This is a genomic window from Zestomonas insulae (assembly GCF_016901015.1).
In the GTDB taxonomy this organism is placed as follows: Bacteria; Pseudomonadota; Gammaproteobacteria; order Pseudomonadales; family Pseudomonadaceae; genus Aquipseudomonas; species Aquipseudomonas insulae.
In genome coordinates, this window is record NZ_JAFEUP010000001.1 from 1012252 (window position 1) to 1036532 (window position 24281).

General features: G+C 65.6%; 17 protein-coding genes. 16 read left to right on the top strand and 1 reads right to left on the bottom strand.

Annotation, left to right across the window (positions count from 1 at the left end; all coding sequences use genetic code 11):
* The first annotated feature begins 21 nt into the window (after positions 1–21).
* The 3 genes from JQX08_RS04875 to JQX08_RS04885 all read left to right on the top strand — a co-directional run bounded on the left by JQX08_RS04875 (position 22) and on the right by JQX08_RS04885 (position 4098).
* On the top strand, positions 22–525 hold the full coding sequence (locus tag JQX08_RS04875; protein ID WP_204915118.1) for a sigma-70 family RNA polymerase sigma factor: 504 nt from the start codon (positions 22–24) through the stop codon (positions 523–525).
* Positions 522–1484 carry a FecR domain-containing protein gene (locus JQX08_RS04880; RefSeq protein WP_204915119.1) on the top strand — a complete coding sequence of 321 codons (963 nt, stop codon included), beginning with the start codon at positions 522–524 and terminating at the stop codon, positions 1482–1484. Before JQX08_RS04875 ends, JQX08_RS04880 begins: the two co-directional genes overlap by 4 nt.
* 154 nt (positions 1485–1638) lie before the next feature.
* A complete protein-coding gene (locus JQX08_RS04885; protein ID WP_204915120.1) occupies positions 1639–4098 on the top strand; it encodes a TonB-dependent siderophore receptor in 2460 nt (819 codons plus the stop codon).
* Between the two features lie 186 nt (positions 4099–4284).
* On the opposite strand, the gene JQX08_RS04890 is transcribed toward JQX08_RS04885, so the two are convergent.
* A complete protein-coding gene (locus JQX08_RS04890) occupies positions 4285–5676 on the bottom strand; it encodes a PhoH family protein (RefSeq protein WP_204915121.1) in 1392 nt (463 codons plus the stop codon).
* Positions 5677–6113: 437 nt separating this feature from the next.
* Here JQX08_RS04890 and yaaA point away from each other — a divergent pair, with 437 nt between their 5' ends.
* The 13 genes from yaaA to JQX08_RS04955 all read left to right on the top strand — a co-directional run bounded on the left by yaaA (position 6114) and on the right by JQX08_RS04955 (position 24217).
* Entirely contained in the window at positions 6114–6893 is a 780-nt protein-coding gene (gene yaaA, locus JQX08_RS04895; RefSeq protein WP_204915122.1) for a peroxide stress protein YaaA, read from the top strand.
* Between the two features lie 669 nt (positions 6894–7562).
* Entirely contained in the window at positions 7563–8873 is a 1311-nt protein-coding gene (algD, locus tag JQX08_RS04900) for a GDP-mannose 6-dehydrogenase (RefSeq protein ID WP_204915123.1), read from the top strand.
* A 237-nt stretch (positions 8874–9110) separates the two neighbouring features.
* Positions 9111–10592 (top strand): mannuronan synthase, encoded by a 1482-nt coding sequence (gene alg8, locus JQX08_RS04905; RefSeq protein ID WP_204915124.1) that lies wholly within the window; start codon positions 9111–9113, stop codon positions 10590–10592.
* 33 nt (positions 10593–10625) lie between these two features.
* Positions 10626–11789, top strand: coding sequence for an alginate biosynthesis protein Alg44 (locus JQX08_RS04910; protein WP_204915125.1), 1164 nt, complete (start codon positions 10626–10628; stop codon positions 11787–11789).
* A 7-nt stretch (positions 11790–11796) separates the two neighbouring features.
* Entirely contained in the window at positions 11797–13257 is a 1461-nt protein-coding gene (gene algK, locus JQX08_RS04915; protein ID WP_430472500.1) for an alginate biosynthesis TPR repeat lipoprotein AlgK, read from the top strand.
* 32 nt (positions 13258–13289) lie between these two features.
* On the top strand, positions 13290–14750 hold the full coding sequence (locus tag JQX08_RS04920; RefSeq protein WP_239481961.1) for an alginate export family protein: 1461 nt from the start codon (positions 13290–13292) through the stop codon (positions 14748–14750).
* A gap of 17 nt (positions 14751–14767) precedes the next feature.
* Positions 14768–16435 (top strand): mannuronan 5-epimerase AlgG, encoded by a 1668-nt coding sequence (gene algG, locus JQX08_RS04925; RefSeq protein WP_239481962.1) that lies wholly within the window; start codon positions 14768–14770, stop codon positions 16433–16435.
* Positions 16436–16461: 26 nt separating this feature from the next.
* A complete protein-coding gene (locus JQX08_RS04930; protein ID WP_204915340.1) occupies positions 16462–17889 on the top strand; it encodes an alginate O-acetyltransferase in 1428 nt (475 codons plus the stop codon).
* An 8-nt stretch (positions 17890–17897) separates the two neighbouring features.
* Positions 17898–19007, top strand: coding sequence for a mannuronate-specific alginate lyase (locus JQX08_RS04935; protein WP_204915127.1), 1110 nt, complete (start codon positions 17898–17900; stop codon positions 19005–19007).
* A gap of 221 nt (positions 19008–19228) precedes the next feature.
* On the top strand, positions 19229–20791 hold the full coding sequence (locus tag JQX08_RS04940) for an MBOAT family O-acyltransferase (RefSeq protein WP_204915128.1): 1563 nt from the start codon (positions 19229–19231) through the stop codon (positions 20789–20791).
* A 12-nt stretch (positions 20792–20803) separates the two neighbouring features.
* Positions 20804–21955, top strand: coding sequence for an alginate O-acetyltransferase (locus tag JQX08_RS04945; protein ID WP_204915129.1), 1152 nt, complete (start codon positions 20804–20806; stop codon positions 21953–21955).
* Between the two features lie 15 nt (positions 21956–21970).
* Positions 21971–22630, top strand: a complete 660-nt coding sequence (locus tag JQX08_RS04950; RefSeq protein WP_204915130.1) for an alginate O-acetyltransferase AlgF — start codon at positions 21971–21973, stop codon at positions 22628–22630.
* Positions 22631–22759: 129 nt separating this feature from the next.
* A complete protein-coding gene (locus JQX08_RS04955) occupies positions 22760–24217 on the top strand; it encodes a mannose-1-phosphate guanylyltransferase/mannose-6-phosphate isomerase (RefSeq protein ID WP_204915131.1) in 1458 nt (485 codons plus the stop codon).
* Positions 24218–24281: the final 64 nt, after the last annotated feature.

Sequence of the window (24281 nt, forward strand, 5' to 3'; positions counted from 1 at the left end):
CGACATGCTTGGAGGCGGTTGATGTCGGCAGGCGAACAGGTTCAGCAACTCTACAGTGACCACCACGGCTGGCTGGTCGGCTGGCTGCGGCGCCGCCTCGACTGCTCGGCGAGCGCCGCCGACTTGGCGCAGGACACCTTCGTGCGCCTGATCGTCGGCCAGGCCCCCGCCGAGCTGCGCGAACCGCGGCATTTCCTGGTCACCGTGGCCAAACGCGTGATGGTCGACCACTTCCGCCGCCGCGCCCTGGAGCGCGCCTACCTGGAAAGCCTGGCGCACCAGCCGGAAGCGCTGGATGCCTCGCCCGAGGAGCGCCTGCTGATCCTCGAAACCCTGCTGGCCCTCGACGCGATGCTCGATGGCCTCGGCCAGAAGGCCAAGCGCGCCTTCCTGCTCTCGCAGCTGCAGGGCCTTGGCTATGCCGAGATCGCCCGGCAACTGGAGGTGTCGGTCAGCTCGGTGACCAAGTACATCGCCAAGGCCACCGAACACTGCCTGCTGTTCGCCCTTGAGGCCCAGCAATGAGCCGCCAGCCGCTCGACCAGCAACGCCTGGCGCTGAAATCCGCCGCCCAGTGGTACGCCGTGCTCGGCGCCGAACAGGTGCGCGAGGAGGACCGCCGCGCCTGGCGCGACTGGCAGGCTCAGCACCCGGTCAACCAGTGGGCCTGGCAACGCGTCGAGGGGCTGCACACGCAACTGCGCGGCCTGCCCGGCCAGCTCGCCTACGACACTTTCGCCAAGGCCGGCGGCTCGCCGCTGGACCGCCGCAGCGTGCTCAAGGGCCTGCTGCTGGTGGCCGGCACCGGCGGCCTGGTGTACAGCGGCTATCCGGGCTCGCCCGCCGAATGGCTGGCCGACTACCGCACTGCCACTGGCGAGCAGCGCCGCATCACGCTCAGCGATGGCACGCGGCTGACCCTGAACACCGCCAGCGCGGTGGACGTGCGCTTCGATGCCGGCCAGCGTCGGCTCGAACTGCAGGCCGGCGAGATCCTCGTCGAGACCGCCAAGGACAGCGCCCGACCGTTCATCGTGCACACCCGCCACGGCCGCATCCGCGCGCTCGGCACGCGCTTCACCGTGCGCCAGCACGCCGAGCGCAGCGAAGTGGCGGTGCTGCAGCACGCCGTGGCGGTCAGCCCCGCGCACGGCGCGCAGGCGGAAACCCGGGTCGACGCCGGGCAGCGCCTGAGCTTCGACGCGCAGCGCGTCGCCAGTCTGCACAGCGCCGACCCGTTGCAGGCGGAATGGGCCAACGGACGCCTGGTGGTCAACGACTGGCGCCTGGTCGACCTGCTCGCCGAACTGGATCGCTATCGCCCGGGCCTGCTCGGTTGCGATCCCAAGGTCGCCGAGCTGCGCCTGTCCGGCGCCTACCCACTGGATGACACCGACCGCGCCCTGGCCGCCATCGCCCGCGCGGTGCCGGTGCAGGTGCTCAGCCGCACGCGCTACTGGGTGCGCGTGCTGCCGCGCGGCTGAGCCCCCGCCCAGTCGCTCACCGTGCACTCGCCGTCGCCCTGACTCACTGCCGAAAAAATTTACGCCCGTGATTGTCGATTTGCCCCCGCTCGTTCGACTCCCCCTGCAAACGCCCTCTGGCAATCATCCGGTTCCCCCGCTTTCAGGAGTCGCTATGCATCCGCAGTACCCGCTTCGCCGCCGCAATCCCCTGGCCCTCGCGATCCTCGGCACCACCCTGGCGCTGCAGGGCGGGCTGGCCACGCTGCTGCTCGCCACCCCGTCGCCGGCCCACGCGGAGCGGCGCCAGCCGGTCGACATCCCCGCCGGGCCGCTGGGCGAGACCCTCAGCCGCTTCGCCGGCGCCGTCGGCGTGGTGCTGTCGTTCGACGCCCAGCTGACCCGCGGCAAGCACAGCCCCGGCCTGCGTGGCGAGTACAGCGCCGACCAGGGCTTCGCCGTGCTGCTTGCCGGCAGCGGCCTGCAGGCGGTGCGCGAGAGCGACGCGAGTTTCTCGCTGATCAGCCAGCCAGATAGCGACGGCGCCCTCAACCTGAGCGCCACCAGCATCTCCGCCGCCGGCCTGGGCGACACCACCGAAGGCACCGGCGCCTACACCACCGGCGAGACGCGCAGCGCGCTGAAGCTGCCGCTAACCCTGCGCGAAACCCCGCAGTCGGTCACCGTGGTCACCCGCCAGCAGATGGACGACCAGGACGCGCGCACCATCAGCGACGTGCTGAGCCGCGCGCCGGGCATCTCGATGCAGGCCTACGACAGCGACCGCGTGGAGTTCTCCACCCGCGGCTTCGCCATCACGAACTACCAGTACGACGGCGTCAACACCATCTACGACGGGGTCTACGACCAGGGCACCACGCACACCGACATGGCCATCTACGACCGCGTGGAGATCATCAAGGGTGCCACCGGCCTGATGACTGGCGCCGGCGACCCGTCGGCCACCGTCAACCTGGTGCGCAAGCGGCCGACCCGCGATTTCCGAGCCTCGGTGACCGGCAGCGCCGGCTCCTGGGACAACTACCGCAGCGAAGGCGATGTGTCCGGACCGCTGAACGCCGAGGGCACCTTGCGCGGACGCGTGGTCGGCGTCTATCAGGACCGCAACTCCTACCTGGACCATTACGAGCAGCAGAAGGACATCCTCTACGGCGTGTTCGAGGCCGACCTGACCCCGGATACCCTGCTGACCTTCGGCGTCGACCACCAGAACGTCAAACCGCGCGGCTCGTCATGGACCGGCGACGTGGCGTTCTACGCCGACGGCACGGAAACCGACTTCCCGCGCTCGTTCAACCCCGGCACCGAGTGGAGCCGCCGCGACTTCGAGAGCACCACACTGTTCGGTTCGCTGGAGCAGAACCTGGCCTACGACTGGAAGCTCAAGGCCAGCCTGACGCACATGATCAACGACCACGACACCCTGCTCGGCTCGGCCAGCGGCGGCAGCCCGGACCCGCTGACCGGCGAAGGCATGTCGCTGTACTGGGGCCACTGGGAAGGCCATCGGGTGCAGGACACTGCCGATATCAACGTCAGCGGGCCGTTCTCGCTGCTCGGCCGCGAGCACGAACTGGTCGCCGGCTTCACCGCGGCGGCGGCGAAAACCACCGGCGACCTGTTCGCCACGTCGCCGTCCGACCCGAGCCTGACCGGCGCCGTGCCCGGCAGCATCTTCGACTGGAATGGCGACTACCCGAAGCCGTACTTCCCCGAGGTCGGCGACTACGAAACCAACCAGCGGCAGAACGGCGCCTACCTGGCTGCGCGCTTCAAGCCGACCGATGACCTCGCGCTGATCCTCGGCACGCGGGTCAGCAACTTCAAGTTCGACGACAGCAGCGACTACTTCGTCGACCCCGACACCCGCACCAGCTACGAAGAGCACGGCGTGGTGACGCCCTACGCCGGGGTGATCTACGACCTCGACGACACCTACTCGCTGTACGCCAGCTACACCGCCATCTACCAGCCACAGATCCTCAAGCAGGTCGGCGGCGGCACGCTCGATCCGGTCGAGGGCGCCAGCTACGAGGGCGGCATCAAGGCCGAATACTTCGGCGGTCGCCTGAATGCCAGCCTGGCGGCGTTCCGCATCGAGCAGGACAACATCGGCGAGTACGTCGAGACCGTCGGCGGCTTCGACTACTACAAGCCGGTCGAAGGCGCGACCACCAAGGGCATCGAACTGGAACTGGCCGGCGAGCTCAGCGAAGGCTGGAACCTCTCCGCCGGCTACACCTACGCCCGCACCCGGGATGCCGACGAGCAGCGCATCTTCGGCTTCCCGCTGGCGACCTCCAAGCCGGAGCACCTGGCGCGACTGTTCACCACCTACCGCCTGCCTGGCGAGCTGAACCGCGTCACCGTCGGTGGAGGGATCAACTGGCAGAGCGAGTTCTACGGCGAGGCGTGGGGCCCCTACCTGCTCAAGCAGGAGAGCTACACGCTGGTCGACCTGATGGCCCGCTACCAGGTCAACGAGCACCTGAGCGCCAGCCTCAACGCCAAGAACGTGTTCGACAAGAAATACCTGACCGGCCTCGGCAACTTCGGCACCACCTACTACGGCGAGCCCCGCAGCCTGAGCCTGTCGGGCACCTGGCAGTTCTAAGCACCTGTTTACGATCTGCTGCGCGTCGGCCATACAGCGTTGCAATCAGGCTCGGACTCGTCATTTACAACTCGTAAACTCCTCGTCCTCGCCTGATTTCGCCTTGTCTGGCTCTAGCTCGCGAGATCGTAAAAAGGTTCGAAGACAGAAACGGCCCCTCCCCGGGATGGAGAGGGGCGATCGCGGTTACATGTTGGCTTCGGCGTACTCGGCGAGGATCGAGCGCGGCACCCCTTGCAGGGTGATGTGCACGCCGTGCGGGAAGTCCTTGAAACGCTCGGTGAGGTAGGTCAGCCCCGAGCTGGGCGCCGACAGGTAAGGCGTGTCGATCTGCGCCAGGTTGCCGAGGCAGACCACCTTCGAGCCGGTGCCGGCGCGGGTGATGATGGTCTTCATCTGGTGCGGGGTGAGGTTCTGGCACTCGTCGATGAGGATCAGGCTCTGCTGGAAGCTGCGCCCACGGATGTAGTTCAGCGATTTGAACTGCAACGGGACCTTTTGCAGGATGTAATCGACGCTGCCGTGGGTGCTCTCGTCATCCATGTGCAGCGCTTCGAGGTTGTCGGTGATCGCGCCGAGCCAGGGCTCCATCTTCTCCGCCTCGGTACCGGGCAGGAAACCGATCTCCTGGTCCAGGCCCTGCACGCTGCGGGTGGCGATGATGCGCCGGTAGCGCTTGCTGACCATGGTCTGCTCGATGGCCGCGGCCAGCGCCAGGATGGTCTTGCCGGAACCGGCGGCGCCGGCCAGGTTGACCAGGTGGATGTCCGGATCGAGCAGCGCATACAGTGCCAGCGCCTGGTAGATGTCGCGCGGACGCAGGCCCCAGGCTTCCTGATGCAGCAGCGGTTCCTGGTGCAGATCGAGGATCAGCAGTTCGCCGCCTTCGATGCCCTTGATCCAGCCGACGAAGCCTTGCTGGTCGACGATGAATTCGTTGATGTGTACCGCCGGCAGGTTGTCGATGAGCTGCACGCGGTGCCAGGTGCGGCCGTGATCCTGGCGGGTCTCGACGGTGCTCACGCGGTCCCAGAACGAGCCTTCGAGGGTGTGGTAGCCATTCGGTAGCAGCGAGATGTCATCGATCAGCTGGTCAGTGTGGTAGTCCTCCGCCTCGATGCCACAGGCACGCGCCTTCAGGCGCATGTTGATGTCCTTGGTCACCAGGACCACGGAGAAGCCGGGTTTGCGGGTCTTCAGTTCGACCAGCTGGTTGATGATCTTGTTGTCGTTGAGGTCTTCCGGCAGCCAGGTGATCGGCTCGGCCCGTTTGCTCATGAGGATCGACAGGAAGCCGCAGCTGCCACCGGTATCGCGCGGAATCGGCACGCCGTGCTCGACCTGATCGGGGGCCGCCCCGCCGAGAATCTTGTCGATCAGACGAATCGCCTGGCGACATTCGGCCGCGACGCCCTGCTTCCCGCTCTTCAGCTTGTCCAGCTCCTCCAGCACGGTCATCGGGATGGCAACGTGGTGCTCCTCGAAGTTGAGCAGCGCGTTGGGATCGTGAATCAGAACGTTGGTATCGAGGGCGTAGAGAGTGGGGGCGGTGGGGCGGGTGCGTCCTTGATCATCCATACTCGGTCACCTTCTGCTAGGGCCAGGCGACGGAATGCCGGAACAGCGCTCCGCCGCGGAGAGACCGCCGACCTCTCGGACTGCGGCACGAGAGCATGCAAGCAAGGTATGGGCCGATGGCCGCCACCTGAGTCTGCAGGTTTCGACGGTCTAGCCTGTTTGATACTCCAAAAAACATGACAATAAAAACGACTTTTGCGCTTTCGCGGGTTTATTTTTCCGCCCGACAAATAACGCTTGGCGCACCCCGCTGCGACCGCTAAAGTCAGAAATCCCACCCCGGCGCGAGTCGCTGCGCCGCCGTCAGTCGCCACGTCGTTTACCCCCTCCTCCGCATCATCCGCGCACCACTGCAGTGCGTCGCCCGCTTGATCTGGGCCAACCCGCAGCACCCCTTCGGCAGGCTACAATCGGCCCTCGCTTTGAGGAGACGCTGCATGCTGATGGTGATTTCTCCGGCCAAGACCCTCGACTACGAGACACCGCCGGTCACTCCCCGCTTCACCCAACCCGAATACCTCGACCACGCCCAGGAACTGATCGGCCAGCTGCGCGAGCTGACCCCGCCGCAGATCGCCGAGCTGATGCACCTCTCGGACAAGCTCGCCGGCCTCAACGCCGCGCGCTTCGGCAGCTGGCATCCGCAGTTCACCCCGGACAACGCCAAGCAGGCGCTGCTCGCCTTCAAGGGCGACGTGTACACCGGGATGCACGCCGAGGACTTCAGCGAGGCCGACTTCGACTTCGCCCAGCGCCACCTGCGCATGCTCTCCGGCCTGTACGGCGTGCTGCGGCCGCTCGACCTGATGCAGCCGTATCGGCTGGAGATGGGCACCAAGCTGGCCAACACGCGCGGCAAGGACCTCTACGCGTTCTGGGGCGAGCGCATCAGCGGCTGGCTCAACGAGGCACTGGCCGCCCAGGGCGACGACGTGCTGCTCAACCTGGCCTCCACCGAGTACTTCGGCGCGGTGAAGCGCAAGGCGCTGCGCGCGCGGATCATCGACACCGAGTTCAAGGACCTGAAGAACGGCCAGTACAAGATCATCAGCTTCTACGCCAAGAAGGCCCGTGGCCTGATGGCGCGCTACGTGATCCAGCAGCGCCTCACCGACCCGCAAGGCCTCAAGGACTTCAACGCCCAGGGCTACTACTTCTCCGCCAAGGACTCGAGCACCGACAGCCTGGTGTTCCTGCGCGACGCACCACCCGCCTGACCAGCCCCCAGCGACCGCTCGCAAGCGAGCGGTCGCCCTCCTTCCGCGCCGCCAAATGCCGACAGCCGGTATAGGCCTTTAGTCGCAAACTCGCTTTTTTCCGCCCTGCCCCCATTCTCGGGGACTACGCTTTTTGGATGGTGGCAATCAGTCATACCGCCATGAAGAGCCGCGCTATCAACGGCTTGCATGCAAGTGCCATTACTAGGCCGGCACTAGATAGTCGCGATACCAGTCTGAAATCTTTTGCAAAAGGCAGACGAACGGTAGGAACTATCGATTAAAAACCCCCCTCATAGTCCCGTAACGCTTATTTATCAAGCGTTACCGAAGTGTCATTGCAGGGGACTTTCTGCCGTAGTCGCATGTTAATTCCTGATGGCACTTTGTATATGCAAAGTCCTACTTTTAGTTCAGGAGAAAATGCACCAAAAGTAGACCACACGCAGCCTAAGCCAGGTATGGCGCCCAGTGTTGGAGCGCTTGCCACTATCTCCGGGCACACTCTCCAACAAGATGCCCAAGTAATGCGCGCGAATACTCGGCGCATGGAATTTTTATTATGCCTCCGTTCCGCCAACATTGATTGCGCGGAATACGAAATGGACTCCGCCATATAAATATCCGGCGGAACTTATATAGGCGTGATAATTGAAAAAGGTGAATACAATGCGTATCAGCATTTTTGGTCTCGGCTATGTCGGTGCAGTGTGTGCCGGTTGCCTCTCCGCCCGCGGTCATGACGTGATTGGCGTGGACGTTTCCACCGCCAAGATCGATCTGATCAACCAGGGCAAATCGCCCATCGTCGAACCCGGCTTGGAAGAGCTGCTGCAGCAGGGCCGGCAGACCGGTCGCCTGCGTGGCACCACCGACGTCGCCGAGGCGGTGGCCAGCAGCGACCTGTCGTTCATCTGCGTCGGCACGCCGAGCAAGAAGAACGGCGACCTGGAACTCGACTACATCGAATCGGTATGCCGCGAGATCGGCTTCGTGCTGCGCAACAAGAGCGAGCGCCATACCGTGGTGGTGCGCAGCACCGTGCTGCCGGGCACCGTGAAGAACGTGGTGATTCCGATCCTCGAAGACTGCTCGGGCAAGACCGCCGGGGTCGACTTCGGCGTCGCGGTGAACCCGGAATTCCTCCGCGAGAGCACTGCGATCAAGGACTACGATCATCCGCCGATGACCGTCATCGGCGAGCTCGACAAGGCCGCCGGTGATGCCCTCGAATCGCTGTACAGCGAGCTCGACGCACCGATCATCCGCAAGGACGTCGAAGTCGCCGAGATGATCAAGTACACCTGCAACGTATGGCACGCGACCAAGGTCACCTTCGCCAACGAGATCGGCAACATCGCCAAGGCGGTGGGGGTCGACGGCCGCGAAGTGATGGACGTGGTCTGCCAGGACCACAAGCTCAACCTCTCCAAGTACTACATGCGTCCCGGCTTCGCCTTCGGCGGCTCGTGCCTGCCGAAAGACGTGCGCGCGCTGAACTACCGCGCCACCAGCCTGGACGTCGATACCCCGCTGATCGGTTCGCTGATGCGCAGCAACGTGGCCCAGGTGCAGCACGCCTTCGACATCATCTCCAGCCACGACAAGCGCAAGGTCGCCCTGCTCGGCCTGAGCTTCAAGGCCGGCACCGACGACCTGCGTGAAAGCCCGCTGGTCGAGCTGGCCGAGATGCTGATCGGCAAGGGCTTCGACCTCAGCATCTATGACCGCAACGTCGAGTACGCCCGCGTACACGGCGCCAACAAGGAATACATCGAGTCGAAGATCCCCCACGTCTCGTCGCTGCTCGACAGCGACTTCGAACGGGTGATCGAACGCGCCGATCTGATCGTCCTCGGCAATGCCGATGAGCGCTTCCGCGGCCTGGTCGAGCACAAGCTCGAGGGCAAGCAGATCGTCGACCTGGTTGGGTTTATGTCGCATGCCAGCGGTAATGGCAGCGAAGGCATCTGCTGGTAGTCCGCCGATGCCGGTCGTCGCCCCGGCGCCACTGAGCGCCGGCGCCCAGTCGTAACGCGACGACCTTTTCTGCAGTTGTTCCGCCGGTGCCAGTGGTGCACCGCAACACCCGGATCACGCCGGCGGAATCAGAACTTATTGCCTTATTTTGCGGACCATCTTTGCCCGGCGGCACGCGCCTTTCGCAGCCACCGCGCCCAAGGTGCGTCCGCACAAAATGATGACGGATGCTGACGAATGGACAGGCTAAAGAAGGGTTTCTTTGAGGCCGCCGGGTGGTTGTTCTACCTCAGCTTGCTGATGGTGATCGCCCTCGCGCTGCCTCGCACGCTGTTCGATCCGAACTCGAAGGACTTCCTCCTGCTGGTCGGTGCCGTCGGCCTCTGGCGCTATTCGATGGGCGCCATGCACTTCCTGCGCGGCGTGCTGTTCCTCTATGTGGTCTACCCGCACTACCGCCGCAAGGCGCGCCGCCTCGGCGCCAGCGCCGACCCGTCGCACGTCTACCTGATGGTGACCAGCTTTCGCATCGACGCGCTGACCACCGCGATGGTCTACCGCTCGGTGATCGAGGAAGCCATCGGCTGCGGCTTCCCGACCACCGTGGTGTGCTCGATCGTCGAGCGCTCCGACGAACTGCTGGTAAAGAAGCTGTGGGCCAAATACCAGCCGCCTGAACACGTCAAGCTGGACTTCGTGCGCATCGCCGGCACCGGCAAACGTGACGGCCTGGCCAACGGCTTCCGCGCCATCTCGCGGCACCTGCCGGACGACGACGCAGTGGTCGCAGTGATCGACGGCGACAGCGTGCTGGAAGAAGGCGTGGTGCGGAACACCGTGCGCTACTTCAAGCTGTTCCCGCGGGTCGGTGGCCTGACCACCAATGAGTTCTGCGAGGTGCGCGGCAGCTACATCATGAGCGAGTGGCACAAGCTGCGCTTCGCCCAGCGCCACCTCAACATGTGCTCGATGGCGCTGAGCAAGCGCGTGCTGACCATGACCGGGCGCATGTCGATGTTCCGCGCCACGGTGGTCACCAACCCGGAGTTCATCGACGACGTCGAGAGCGACCACCTCGAGCACTGGCGCCTGGGCAGCTTCCGCTTCCTCACCGGTGACGACAAGTCGAGCTGGTACAGCCTGATGCGCCTCGGCTACGACACCTTCTACGTGCCGGATGCGGCGATCAACACGGTCGAGCACCCGCCGGAGAAGAGCTTCATCAAGGCCAGCCGCAAGCTGATGTTCCGCTGGTACGGCAACAACCTGCGCCAGAACTCGCGCGCCCTGGCGCTCGGCCCGCGGCGCCTCGGCTGGTTCACCAGCGTGGTGCTGATGGACCAACGCATCTCGATGTGGACCTGCCTGCTCGGGCTCACCGTGGCGTTGATTGCCAGCATCAAATACAGCATCGCCTACCTGCTGATCTACCTGCTGTGGATCGGCACCACCCGCCTTGCTCTGACCCTGTTGCTCACCGTGACCGGCCACCACATCGGTCCGGCCTATCCCTTGATCCTTTATTACAACCAGATCGTCGGCGCCATGGTGAAGGTCTATGTGTTCTTCCGCCTAGACCAGCAGTCCTGGACGCGCCAGCCGACCAAGCTCACCCGCGACCTCGCCAGCTTCCAGCGCTGGTTCAACACCTGGTCGTCACGCTCCATGACCTTCTCTGCCGCCAGCGTGTTCATCGCCACGCTGCTGCTGGTGGTCTGAGCCAACCCGAATGGAATTGAGTAGGAAAACACCATGAATACAGCCGTGAACGTCAACGTCGTGCATGAATCGGAAACCCAGCGTCAGCACGCTCGCGTGCGCATTCCGGCGAAGATCCGCTTCGCCGGGCGCAACCGCGAGGTGGTCGAGCAGAACCTCCTGGATATCTCCGCGGGGGGCTTCGGCTACACCTCGAGCAAGATCCCGGTGCAGGTCGGCGACTTCCATCGCGGCAAGCTGATGTTCGTCATCGACAACCTCAGCCTCGGCCTCGAAGTGGAGTTCCAGGTGCGGTCGGTGGACACCGACAGCGGCCGCATCGGCTGCCAGTTCCACAACCTCAACGCCCGCGAGATCGCCACCCTGCGGCAACTGATCACCGCCCACCTGTCCGGTGAGCTGATCAGCGTCGGCGAACTGCTCAGCACCCTGCAGCGCGAGAACTTCACCAAGCCGCGCAAGGACAAGACTGGCGGCCTCGGTGCCCTCGCCCGCCTGCGTGCAGTGACCATCAGCTTCGGCGTGCTGGCGATTGGCGCGGTGGCGTTCGGCTTCATCGTCCACTCGCTGTACAACCTGTACTTCGTCAGTCACGCACAGTCGGCGATGGTCAGCCTCAGCGGTATGCAGGTAACCATGCCGCGCGAAGGCACGGTGCAGAGCCTGATCGGCGAAGACGGCGAAGTCGCCAAGGGTGCGCCGATCGCCACCTTCAGCGCCTCGATGCTGGAAATGCTCAAGGGTCACTTGGACGACAGCGACCTGCAACCGGGCAAGATCGAAGAGCTGTTCGGCAAACAGATGAAAGGCACCCTGACCAGCCCTTGCGACTGCACCCTGGTGCGCCAGCTGGTCGCCGACGGCCAGTACGCCAGCAAGGGCGACGTGATCTTCCAGCTCGCCCCGCGCGGCGGCCAGGCCAACATCGAAGCGCGCTTCCCCTACCAGAAGTTCGCCGAAGTGAAACCGGGCACCCGTGTCAGCTTCGAAGTCGCCGGCGAAGACCGCACCCGCAGCGGCCACATCGTCAGCAGCACCCTGGACGACAGCGCCCGTCTGTCCACCGACATCCGCGTGCAGATCGAGCCGGACGAGCCGCTGGACAACGCCTTCACCGGTCGCCCGGTGGAAGTCAGCACCAGCCGTGGCCCGTCGTTCGACTGGCTGGTCGACAAAGCCATGGCCGCGGGGCTCTGAGGAGGCAATGGATATGGCAGGCCTACAACCCCAACTGCTCCTGCTGAGCGCCGCCGTGGCGCTGGCCCTGGCCGGTTGCGCCGGCCTGCCGGATCAACGGCTGGCCCAGGAAGCGCTGGCCCGCGGTGACACCGCGACCGCCGAACAGAACTACCAGCAACTCGCCAACCTCGGCTACACCGAGGCGCAGGTTGGCATGGCCGACATCTACGTGGAGAGCGGCGATCCCGAGGCGCTGCGCAAGGCCGAAGCGACCTACCGCCAGGCCGCCGAAGAGTCGCCGCGCGCGGCCGCCCGCCTCGGTCGGCTGCTGGCCAGCAAGCCGAACGCCAGCGACGCCGAGCGCCGCGAAGCCGAGGCGCTGCTCAAGCGCGCCGCCGTCGGCGGGGAACAGAACACCCTGCTGCCGCTGGCGCTGCTCTACCTGCAGTACCCGCAGGCTTTCCCGCAGGTCAACGCGCAGCAGCAGATCAGCCAGTGGCGCGCCGAAGGCCAGCCGCAGGCGGACCTCGCGCAGATCCTCCTGTACCGCACGCAGGGCACCTACGACCAGCACCTCGACGAGATCGCCAAGATCTGCGAACAGGCGCTGGCGACCAACGACGTGTGCTACGTCGAGCTGGCCACCGTGTACCAGAAACGCGGCCAGGCCGATAAGCAGCAGGCGCTGCTCGAACGCCTGCGCACCGGCTGGAAGGCCGGCAGCATTCCGCCGCAACGCCTCGACTCGGTGGCCAACGTGCTCGCCGACCCGGCAATCGGCACCCCGGACGGCAAGGCCGCCAAGGGCCTGCTCGAGGAGATTGCACCGAGTTACCCGGCGGCCTGGGTCAGCCTCGCCCGGCTGCTCTACGACTACCCCGACCTGGGTGACACCGAGGAGATGCTCGGCTACCTGAACAAGGGCCGCGAGGCCGCCCAGCCGCGCGCCGATCTGCTGTTCGGCAAGCTCTATTACGAAGGCAAGCTGGTCCCGCAGGACCCCTTCAAGGCCGAGCAGCACCTGCTCAAGGCCGCGGCCGCCGGCGAAAGCGGCGCCAACTACTACCTGGGGCAGATCTACCGCCGCGGCTTCCTCGGCCAGGTCTATCCGGACAAGGCCCTGCAGCGCCTGCTGACCTCCGCGCGCGGCGGCCAACCGAACGCCGACATGGCCCTGGCGCAGATGTACAGCCAGGGCCGCGGCGTGCAGCCGGACCCGGTCAACGCCTACGTGTTCAGCCAGCTCTCGCTGCTCAGCGGCAAGCCCGAGGCCAACGACCTCGCCGCACAGATCGCCCTGCAATTGCCGGCCAACCAGCGCGCCCGTGCGGAAAGCCTGCTGCAGGCCGAGCGCCAGTACCGCGGCACCCAGCCGAACGCGGCGCAGACCGCAGCGGTGGCGGCGGTGATCGATGCCGACGACAGCACTGAGGCCGCCGCCCCGGCGCCGACCCAGGCGCCCAGCACCGCTGCTTTGAAACCCTGAAGGAAGACCCGATGAGACTGATGGAACTGCCTATGAAACGCCCTGCCCTGCTCGGCTACAAACTGCTCGGCACCACCCTGACCCTGCCGCTGCTGACCGGGTCGGCCTGGGCCGTGCAACTGCAGGACAACAGCTACGGCCTGGACGTGAAGATCACCGCGCAGTCCGAGGACGACCGTGACCTCGGCACCCGCAGCGGCGGCGACGTCAACGGCCTGGGCCTCGACCTGCGGCCGTGGGGCTACCTCAAGCGTGGCGACTGGAGCGCCTTCGCCATGGGCCAGGCGGTCACCGCCACCGACATCATCGAAACCGACACCCTGCAGTCCGACGACCTCAGCGCCGACTCCAACGACAGCGGCGACGACAGCCGCGAACCGGACAAGAGCTACCTGGCCCTGCGCGAATTCTGGGTCGGCTACTCCGGGCTGACCGCCTACCCCGGCGAAGAACTGCGCTTCGGCCGTCAGCGCCTGCGCAGCGAAGACGGTCTGTGGCGCGACACCAACATCGAAGCGCTGAACTGGAACTTCGACACCACCCTGCTGCGCGCCCACCTCGGCGTCGCCGAGCGCTTCAGCGAATACCGCACCGACATCGACGAGTTGGCCCCGGAAGACGAGGATCGCCTGCACCTCTACGGCGACATCGCCACGCAGTGGACCCCCGGTCACTGGGTCGGCCTGAACGCCCACCACAGCCGTGACGACGGCGACCTCGCCAGCCCCGGCGAAGTGGTCGATCCGCTCGACAAGACCACCACCGGCGACCTCACCTGGCTCGGCCTCAACGCCAACAGCGACGCCTACAGCCCGCGCAACACCCAGCAGCTCAATTACTGGGCCAGCGCAATCTGGCTGACCGGCGACCGCGACCGGCTGAGCAGCACCACAATCGGCAACGAGCGCATCGCCACCGGCAAGCAGAGCGGCGACGTCAACGCCTGGGGCACCGACCTCGGCCTGCGCTGGCGCTTCGACGAGAGCTGGCAGGCCGGTGCCGCCTATGCACGCGGCAGTGGCGGCGGTGGCGACGACGGCAGCGAAAACTTCCAGCAGACCGGTCTGGAGAGCAACCGCTCGACCTACACCGGTACCCGCTCGCGCGTGCACCGCTTCGGCGAGGCGTTCCGCGGTGAACTTTCCAACCTGCAGGCGGCCACCCTGTTCGGTTCCTGGCAGCTGCGCGACGAATACGACGCCAGCCTGGTCTACCACCGGTTCTGGCGCGTCGACGGCGACCAGCCGATCGGCGACAGCGGCATCACTGCGGCGATGCCAAACAACGACAAGGACGTCGGCCAGGAAGTCGACCTGATCGTGACCAAGTACTTCAAGCAAGGCCTGCTGCCAGCCGCCCTGGCCGAGGCGATTGACGAACCCTCGGCCCTGGTGCGCCTGCGCGGCGGGGTATTCAAGCCCGGCGACGCCTATGGCAGTGACGTCGACTCGACGATGCACCGCGCGTTCATCGACGTGATCTGGCGCTTCTGATGCGGAGGAACGGCAACATGAAACGGCACAGCGACATGGCCAACGGCGCGCTGGGACGCGCGCCGCTGGACCCAACCCACGGCACCTGCTCGCCCGGCGAGCGGGCTGAGGTACGGGGCTCCGCCAGGTTCGCCCACGGCCTGTGCCTGGCCGCCGCGCTGCTTACCGGCAGCGCGGTAGCCCTGGCCAACACCCGGGTACCGGCGGCGGACGGCGCCACCAAGGAACTGCGCGAGGCGAAGACCTACACGGTGACCAGCGCCCCGATCCGCCCGCTGTACCTGGCCACCCCCAAGCTGCCCGACCTGTCCGGCTACACCGCCGCCGCAGTCGCCGCCAAGATCGACCACCGCCAGCCCGGCCAGGTGACGGTACGGCGCATGCTGCAACAGGCGCCACTCAAGCAGTTCATCGGCGGCGACAACCGCCTCGCCGAGTGGGTGCGCCGCCAGCGCGGCATGCCGCAGGCGATCTTCATCGAGGGTGGCTACGTCAACCTCACCGACCTGGCGAAGAAGGTGCCCAAGCAGTACCTCAGCGAAACCAGCCCAGGGGTCTACCTGCTGCGTCTGCCGATCCTGGTGGCGCACGGCGCGACCCTGCACATCGACGGCCACACCAAGGAGCTGCGCCTGTCGCAGGAGCGCGGCGCGTTCCTGGTCAACGACGGCAAGCTGTTCGTCAACGACAGCAAGCTGACCGCCTGGCGCGAGGCTGACAACGGCCCGGCGACCTTCCGCAAGCCCAAGGAATTCCGCCCGTTCCTGCTCTCCTGGGGCGGCACCGAGACCTACATCGTCAACAGCACGCTGACCAGCTTCGGCTACAGCGAGAGCAAGTCCTACGGTGTGTCGATCTCGCAGTACACGCCGAACATGACCAAGCAGATGGGCCGCAAGGAACCCACCGGCTGGATCCTCGGCTCGACCTTCGTCGACATGTGGTACGGCTTCTACTGCTACGAGACCGAGAAGTTCGTGGTCAAGGGCAACACCTACCGCGACAACGTGGTTTACGGCATCGACCCGCACGACCGCTCGCACGGGCTGATCATCGCCGACAACACCGTGCACGGGACCAAGAAGAAGCACGGCATCATCATTTCCCGTGAGGTCAATGACAGCTGGATCATCAATAACAAGAGCTACGACAACAAGCTCTCCGGCATCGTCATCGACCGTAACAGCGTGAACAACCTGATCGCCTACAACGACGTGCACGGCAACGAGTCGGACGGCATCACCATCTACGAAAGCTCCAACAACCTGCTGTGGGGCAACCGTGTGATCGACAACGCGCGCCACGGCATCCGCCTGCGCAACAGCGTGAACATCCGCCTGTACGAGAACGTCGCCGCCGGCAACCAGCTGATCGGCGTGTACGGGCACACCAAGGACCTCTCCGACACCGACCGCGACATCGCCCTCGACCCGTTCGACACCAAGGTGTCGATGATCGTGGTCGGCGGCCAGCTCGCCGGCAACGGCTCCAGCCCGCTGGCGATCGACTCGCCGCTGTCTGTCGAGCTGTACCGCGTGGACATGCTGATGCCCAGCAAGCAGAGCGGCATCACCTTCAGCGGCATTCTCGGTGAACGCCAAGAAGAGATTCTCGACCTGCTGGTTCGCCAGCAGAAAGCCGTGCTGATCGACCCGGTGGAACGCCAGACCGAACTCCAGGACTGAGGAAGATGAAGATGAAACTGCCCCGCATGACGCTGAGGAACTGGATTGCCCTGTCGCCACTGGCCCTCGCCCTGGCCAGCGCTGGCCAGCTGCGCGCCGAAGGCCTGCCGGCGCCGACCTACACGGCCGCGCCGTGCTGCAACCTGTGCCCGGCGGCGCACGACGCCAGCCTGTACACCACCAACTACCAGAAGAACTTCATCACCCTGGTGCAGGCGCAAGGCGACTGGCTGTTCCGCACCAAGGAAGACCTGCGCACCGAGTTCACCACCAGCCCGGCCGGCTACAAGCGCATGGAGCAGCTGCACGACGCCTTCAAGCGGCGTGGCATCGAGCTGGTGCTGGTCTATCAACCGACCCGCGGGCTGGTCAATCGCGAGAAGCTCAACCCGGCGGAGAAGGCGCAGTTCGACTACCAGCGCGCGCTGGCCAACTACCGCACCATGCTCGGCCGCTTCAAAGAAATGGGCTACGAAGTGCCCGACCTGTCGCCGCTGGCCGACGAGAAGAACGAGCACGCCTTCTACTTCCGCGGTGACCAGCACTGGACACCGTACGGCGCACAGCGCACCGCCAAGCTGGTGGCCGACACCGTGCACCAGATGCCGGCGTTCAAGGACATCCCGCGTCGCGAGTTCGTCAGCAAGGTGATCGGTCGCATGGGCAAGAAAGGCACCCTGCACAACGTCGCCGGGCAGCTGTGCGGCACCAGCTACGCGATCGAGTACATCAACCAGTTCGCCACCGAGCCGAAGGACGCCAGCGGCAGCGACGACCTGTTCGGCGATGGCGGTGATCCGAAGATCGTCCTGGTCGGCACCAGCCACAGCGGGCCGAACTACAACTTCGCCGGCTTCCTGCAGGAGTCGATCGGCGCCGACGTGCTCAACGTGTCGTTCCCCGGTGGCGGCCTGGAGGGCTCGATGATCGAGTACCTGGGCAGCGAGGAATTCCGCAAGAACCCGCCGAAGATCCTCATCTGGGAATTTTCGGCGCTCTACAGCCTCGATCAGGAAACCATCTACCGCCAGCTGTTCGCCCTGCTCGACGACGGCTGCGACGGCAAGTCCACGGTGCTGGCCGGCAAGACCAAGCTGCGCTCCGGCAACAACGAGGTGCTGATCAACGGCACCAATGGGGTCAAGGACATTGCCAACCGCAACGGCCGTATCGAGGTCGACTTCGCCGACCCGACGGTGAAAACCCTGAAGGCCACCCTGTGGTACCTGAACGGCCGCCACGAGTCGCTGAAGATCGAGAAGCCGGCCACCGCCGACACCAATGGCAAGTTCGTCTTCAACCTGCGCGAGGACCAGGACTGGGCCAACCAGAACCTGCTCTCGCTGGAGCTGGAAGGCCCGGCCGCCGGCGGTCAGCCGCTCGACGTCGAGGCCAAGGTGTGCCAGCGCAAACCCGTCGGCAGCGGCACGCAAACCGCCCAGGCCGGCCTGTGAGGAATCCGATGAAAACACCCCACCTGCTTCAGGCCGGCCTGTTCGGTCTGGCCCTGCTGGCCGGCGCGGTGCACGCGGCGAGCCTGGTGCCGCCGCACGGTTATTACGCGCCGATCGAGAAGGTCGTCAGCGGCGAGCCGCCGAAGTGCGCCGCAGCGCCGACGCCCTACACCGCGCAGCTGGTGTTCCGCAGCAAGTACGAAGGCTCGGACGGCGCGCGCGCCACGCTCAATCGTGACTCCGAGAAGGCCTTCCGCGCGAAGACCAAGGACATCACCACCCTCGAGCGCGGCGTCAATCGTCAGGTCATGCGCTTCATGAGCAAGGGCCAGCCGCAGGACCTGCAATGCACCCTGCAATGGCTGAGCGCCTGGGCGCAGGCCGACGCGCTGCTGTCCACCGACTTCAACCACACCGGCAAGTCGATGCGCAAATGGGCGCTGGGCAGTCTGTCCTCGGCCTGGCTGCGCCTCAAGTACTCCGAGTCGCGGCCGCTGGCGCCCTACGCGCAGCAGTCGCAACTGATCGAGTCGTGGTTCACCAAGCTCGCCGAACAGACGGTGAAGGACTGGAGCAACCTGCCGCTCAAGCAGATCAACAACCACTCCTACTGGGCCGCCTGGTCGGTGATGGCGACCTCGGTGGTGACCAACCGCCGCGACCTGTTCGACTGGTCGGTGCAGCAATTCCAGGTCGCCGCCGGGCAGGTCGACGCCGACGGCTACCTGCCCAACGAGCTGAAGCGCAAGCAACGCGCCCTCGCCTATCACAACTACGCCCTACCGCCGCTGGCGATGATCGCCGCGTTCGCCCAGGCCAACGGCGTGGACCTGCGCGAGGACCACGACGAAGCGCTGCGCCGCCTCGCCGAACGGGTGATGGCCGGGGTCGCCGACCCCGAAGCGTTCGAGGACAAGACCGGCGACGACCAGGACATGACCGACCTGAAGAAGGACGAGAAATTCAGCTGGCTGGAGCCTTACTGCACGGTCTACCGCTGCAGCCCGAAGACCCTCGAATGGAAGCAGGACATGCAGCCGTTCAAGAACTTCCGCCTGGGTGGCGACGTCACCCGGGTGTTCGATCCGCAGGCGCAAGACAAGGAAAAGAAGGGCTGAACCGTAGGGTGGGTCGAGCGCAGCAATACCCACGCGGCAACGCCATTCGATGGGTATCGCTGCGCTCGACCCATCCTACGTACTACCCCTCTCCCAATGGGCGAGGGGAATAACAACCCGACCCACGCACTGATGACGCGGGCGGACGCAACACCTTGCTGTACCCGGGGAGGAATGGGTGGGCCGGATGGCCCTGACAGTTCTTCGATGGAGAAACGCGGATGGTTTTCTCGTCCAACGTGTTCCTGTTCTTGTTTTTGCCGATCTTTCTCGGCCTGTATTACTTGAGCGGCAACCGCTACCGCAACCTGCTGCTGCTGATTGCCAGCTACGTGTTCTATGCCTGGTGGCGGGTGGACTTCCTGGCCCTGTTCGCCGCGGTGACGCTGTTCAACTACTGGATCGGCCTGAAGGTCGGCGCCGCCGGCGTCCGCACCCTGCTGGCCAAGCGCTGGCTGATCCTCGGCGTGGCCGTCGACCTGTGCGTGCTCGGCTACTTCAAGTACGCCAACTTCGGCGTCGACAGCCTCAACGCGATCATCACCTCGTTCGGCCTGCAGCCGTTCGTGATCACCCACATCCTGCTGCCGATCGGCATCTCGTTCTACATCTTCGAGTCGATCAGCTACATCGTCGACGTGTACCGCGGCGACACCCCAGCGACCCACAATCTGGTCGACTTCGCCGCCTTCGTGGCGATCTTCCCGCACCTGATCGCCGGCCCGGTGCTGCGCTTCCGCGACCTGGTCGACCAGTTCAACCACCGCACCCACACCCTCGACAAGTTCTCCGAGGGCTGCACGCGCTTCATGCAGGGCTTCATCAAGAAGGTGTTCATCGCCGACACCCTGGCGATCGTCGCCGACCACTGCTTCGCCCTCGACAACCCGACCACCGGCGACGCCTGGCTCGGCGCCATGGCCTACACCGCGCAGTTGTACTTCGACTTCTCCGGCTACAGCGACATGGCCATCGGCCTCGGCCTGATGATGGGCTTCCGCTTCATGGAGAACTTCAAGCAGCCATACATCAGCCAGTCGATCACCGAGTTCTGGCGGCGCTGGCACATCAGCCTGTCGACCTGGCTGCGCGACTACCTGTACATCAGCCTGGGCGGCAATCGCGGCGGCACCTTCGCCACCTACCGCAATCTGTTCCTGACCATGCTGCTCGGCGGCCTGTGGCACGGCGCCAACTTCACCTACGTGATCTGGGGCGCCTGGCACGGCATCTGGCTGGCCATTGAGCGGGCGCTGGGCGTCGACGCCGCACCGCGCACCTTCAACCCGCTGAAGTGGGCGGCGACCTTCCTGCTGGTGGTAATCGGCTGGGTGATCTTCCGCGCCGAGAACCTGCACACCGCGATGCGCATGTACCAGGCGATGTTCAGCTTCGGCGACTGGCAGCTCTCGGAGCTCGGCGCCGCCAACCTGACCACCCTGCAGATTGCCACCCTGCTGGTCGCCTACGCCACCCTCGCGGTGTGCGGCCTGTACGACTTCTACCGCAAGCCGCTGGACGGCCGCGCACCGAAGGCGGCTGCCGACAGCGCGGTCGAGGCCGACGGTCCGGCGACTGCGCAGCCGGGCGTGCTGCGCGCGGTGCCGGGCGACAACCCGGAGATCGTCGTCGCCGGGCCGGCCGGGGCGCTGGTGCAGCCGACCAGCTTCAGCATCGACTGGACCCGCTATCTGCTGCGCGGCCTGGTCCTGCTGCTGTTCTGTGCCTCGCTGCTGAAGCTCTCGGCGCAGAGCTACTCGCCCTTCCTGTACTTCCAGTTCTGAGGACCGCCGACCATGACCCGATCCCTGCGCATCCTCTACATCAGCCTGTTCCTCGCCCTGATCTTCGGCCTCGGCGCCTGGTCCGTGCGCGGCTTCTTCGGCTACAGCGTGCCGCCCGACACCCAGGTGCTCAACGGCAAGCTGGCCAAGGCGCTGGAGACCCGCTACGACGCCGAGTTCCCGCTCAAGCGCCTGGCCACCAACCTGTGGGCGGCGATGGACTACACGCTGTTCAAGGAAGGTCGTCCGGGCGTCGAACTGGGCCGCCACAACTGGCTGTTCAGCGATGAAGAACTCGACCCGGTGGCCAAGGGCGAGCAGCACGTCGAGAACAACCTGCGCCTGGTCGAAGGCGTGCGCCAGAGCCTGGCGCGCCACGACATCAAGCTGCTGCTGGCCATCGTGCCGTCCAAGGCGCGCCTGTACCCGGAACACCTCGGCGAAGTGCAGCCGGCCAGCCTACGCCGCGACCTGTACCAGCGCTTCCATGTGCAGGTCCGCCGCGCCGGCATCGTCGCCCCCGACCTGCTCGCCAGCCTGGAGCGGGCCAAGGGCAACGGCGCGCTGTACCTGCGCACCGACACCCACTGGACGCCGCACGGCGCCGAGGTGGTGGCGCAGCGCATCGGTCTCGCCGTGCAGCGCCGCATGCCACTGGAGGGCGAACGCCAGCGCTTCGTCACCGACTTCGGCGCCACCGCGCCGTACAAGGGCGACCTGACCAGCTTCCTGCCGCTCGACCCGCTGTTCAGCGACCTGCTGCCGCCGCCGGACCGCCTGCAGCAGCGCACCACCCGCGCCCTCGACGCCGAGCAGGCGGCCAGTGGCGACGCGCTGTTCGCCGACGACCAGGTGCCGGTGGTGCTGGTCGGCACCAGCTACAGCGCCAATCCCAAGTGGAACTTCCAGGGTGCGCTGCGCCAGGCGCTCGGCACCGACCTGGTGAGCTTCGCCGAGGAAGGCCAGGGCCCGCTGCAACCGATGCTCAAGTACCTGCAAAGCGACGAGCTGAAGAACTCGCCGCCGCAACTGGTGATCTGGGAATTCCCCGAACGCTACCTGCCGATGGCTGCCGACCTGAGCCAGTTCGACCCGGAATGGGTCGCCCAGCTCAAAGCCTCCGCCGCAGCCGGCGAACGCCTGGCCGACACGGCCACTCGATAAGAACCAACGGAGAAAATGACCATGCAATCGACCCTTGCTCGCAAATCCATCGCCACTGCCGGCGCCCTGCTGCTCAGCGGACTGTTCTCCTGGCAGGCCCACGCCGCCGCGGATGCCGCACTGTACGGCCCGGTCGCCCCGAAAGGCTCGGCCTTCGTGCGGCTGTTCAACGCCACCGGCCAGGAAGTCAGCGCCAACGTCGGCAACACCAAACTCGACGAGGTCGGCCCGCAAGGCAGCACCGATTTCAGCTTCCTGCCCGGCGGCAGCTACAGCGCCCAGGTCGGCAGCCAGACCGTGCCGGTCCAGCTCAGCCCGGACAGCTACTACACCCTGGTCAACATGCCCGCCGGCCAGCCCAAGCTGGTCAACGAGCCGCCGTTCCGCAACAAGCAGAAAGCCCTGCTGCGCGTGCAGAACCTCACCGACACCAAGCTCACGCTGAAGACCGCCGACGGCAAGACCGCCGTGGTCGAGGACGTCGCGCCGAACAGCCACGGCGACCGCGAGATCAACCCGGTCAAGGTCAACCTGGCGCTGTACGACGGCAGCAAGAAGATCAGCGACCTGAAGCCGGTGGCCCTGGCCCGCGGTGAAGCGGTGTGCCTGTACGTCACCGGCAGCGCCGGCAAGTTCGCCCCGGTGTGGGTCAAACGCCCGGCCATGGCCAAGTGAATTGCCGCGGCGCGGCTCGGCATGCCGCCGGCCGCGTCGCACCGGACAACAAAGATTGCCTCGCGACCGCAGTGCGGGGCTCACGAAAACGCAGCGAAACCTTTTACGGATAAATTCAGGAGAAACACCATGATCCCCGTCATTCTCTCTGGTGGTAGCGGCTCACGGCTCTGGCCGCTTTCGCGCAAGCAGTTTCCCAAGCAGTTCCTCGCCCTCACCGGCGAGCACACGCTGTTCCAGCAGACCCTCGAGCGCCTGGCGTTCGAAGGCATGCAGGCACCGGTGGTGGTGTGCAACAAGGACCACCGCTTCATCGTCCAGGAACAGCTCGGCGCGCTGAAGCTGGCGACCCAGGCGATCCTGCTCGAACCCTTCGGCCGCAACACCGCGCCGGCGGTGGCGATGGCGGCGATGAAGCTGATCAACGAAGGCCGCGACGAGCTGCTGCTGGTGCTGCCCGCCGACCACGTGATCGAAGACCAGAAGGCCTTCCAGCGTGCCCTGGCGCTCGCCACCATCGCCGCGGAAAGCGGTGAGATGGTGCTGTTCGGCGTGCCGGCGACCAAGCCGGAAACCGGCTACGGCTACATCAAGACCAGCAGCGATAGCGGCCTGCCGGAAGGGGTGATCCGCGTCGCCCAGTTCGTCGAGAAACCCGATGAGCAGCGCGCCGCGCAGTTCGTCGCGAGTGGCGACTACTTCTGGAACAGCGGCATGTTCCTGTTCCGCGCCAGCCGCTTCCTCGAAGAGCTGAAAAAACACGACGCCGACATCTACGACACCTGCCTGCTGACCCTCGAGCGCAGCAAGCACGACGGCGACAACATCGACATCGACGAAGCCACCTTCGCCTGCTGCCCGGACAATTCCATCGACTACGCGGTGATGGAAAAGACCTCGCGCGCCTGCGTGGTGCCGCTGGCCGCCGGCTGGAGCGACGTCGGCTGCTGGTCGTCGATCTGGGACGTGCACGACAAGGACCGCGACGGCAACGTCACCCACGGCGACGTGGTGGTGCAGGACAGCCACAACTGCCTGATCCACGGCAACGGCAAGCTGGTCTCGGTGATAGGCCTGGAAGACATCGTGGTAGTGGAAACCAAGGACGCCACCATGATCGCCCACAAGGACCGCGTGCAGGACGTCAAGCAACTGGTCAACACCCTCAAGCAGCAGGGCCGCAGCGAAACCGAAAACCACTGCGAGGTGTACCGCCCATGGGGCAGCTACGACTCGGTGGACATGGGCGGGCGCTTCCAGGTCAAGCACATCTCGGTCAAACCCGGCGCGCAGCTCTCGCTGCAGATGCACCACCACCGCGCCGAGCACTGGATCGTGGTGTCCGGCACTGCGCAGGTGACCTGTGACGACAAGGTGTTCCTGCTCACCGAGAACCAGTCGACCTACATCCCGATCGCCTCGGTGCACCGCCTGGCCAACCCCGGCAAGATCCCGCTGGAGATCATCGAAGTGCAGTCGGGCAGCTACCTCGGCGAAGACGACATCGAACGCTTCGAGGACGTCTACGGGCGCAGCGACGCGCACGCCGAGACTGCGGTGCACGTGAAGACCATCAGCCAGCAGTAACCGGACGCACCCGGTACCCAGCCCCCGCGCCCGACAGTGCGGGGGCTTTTTGCTTTCTGGGGCA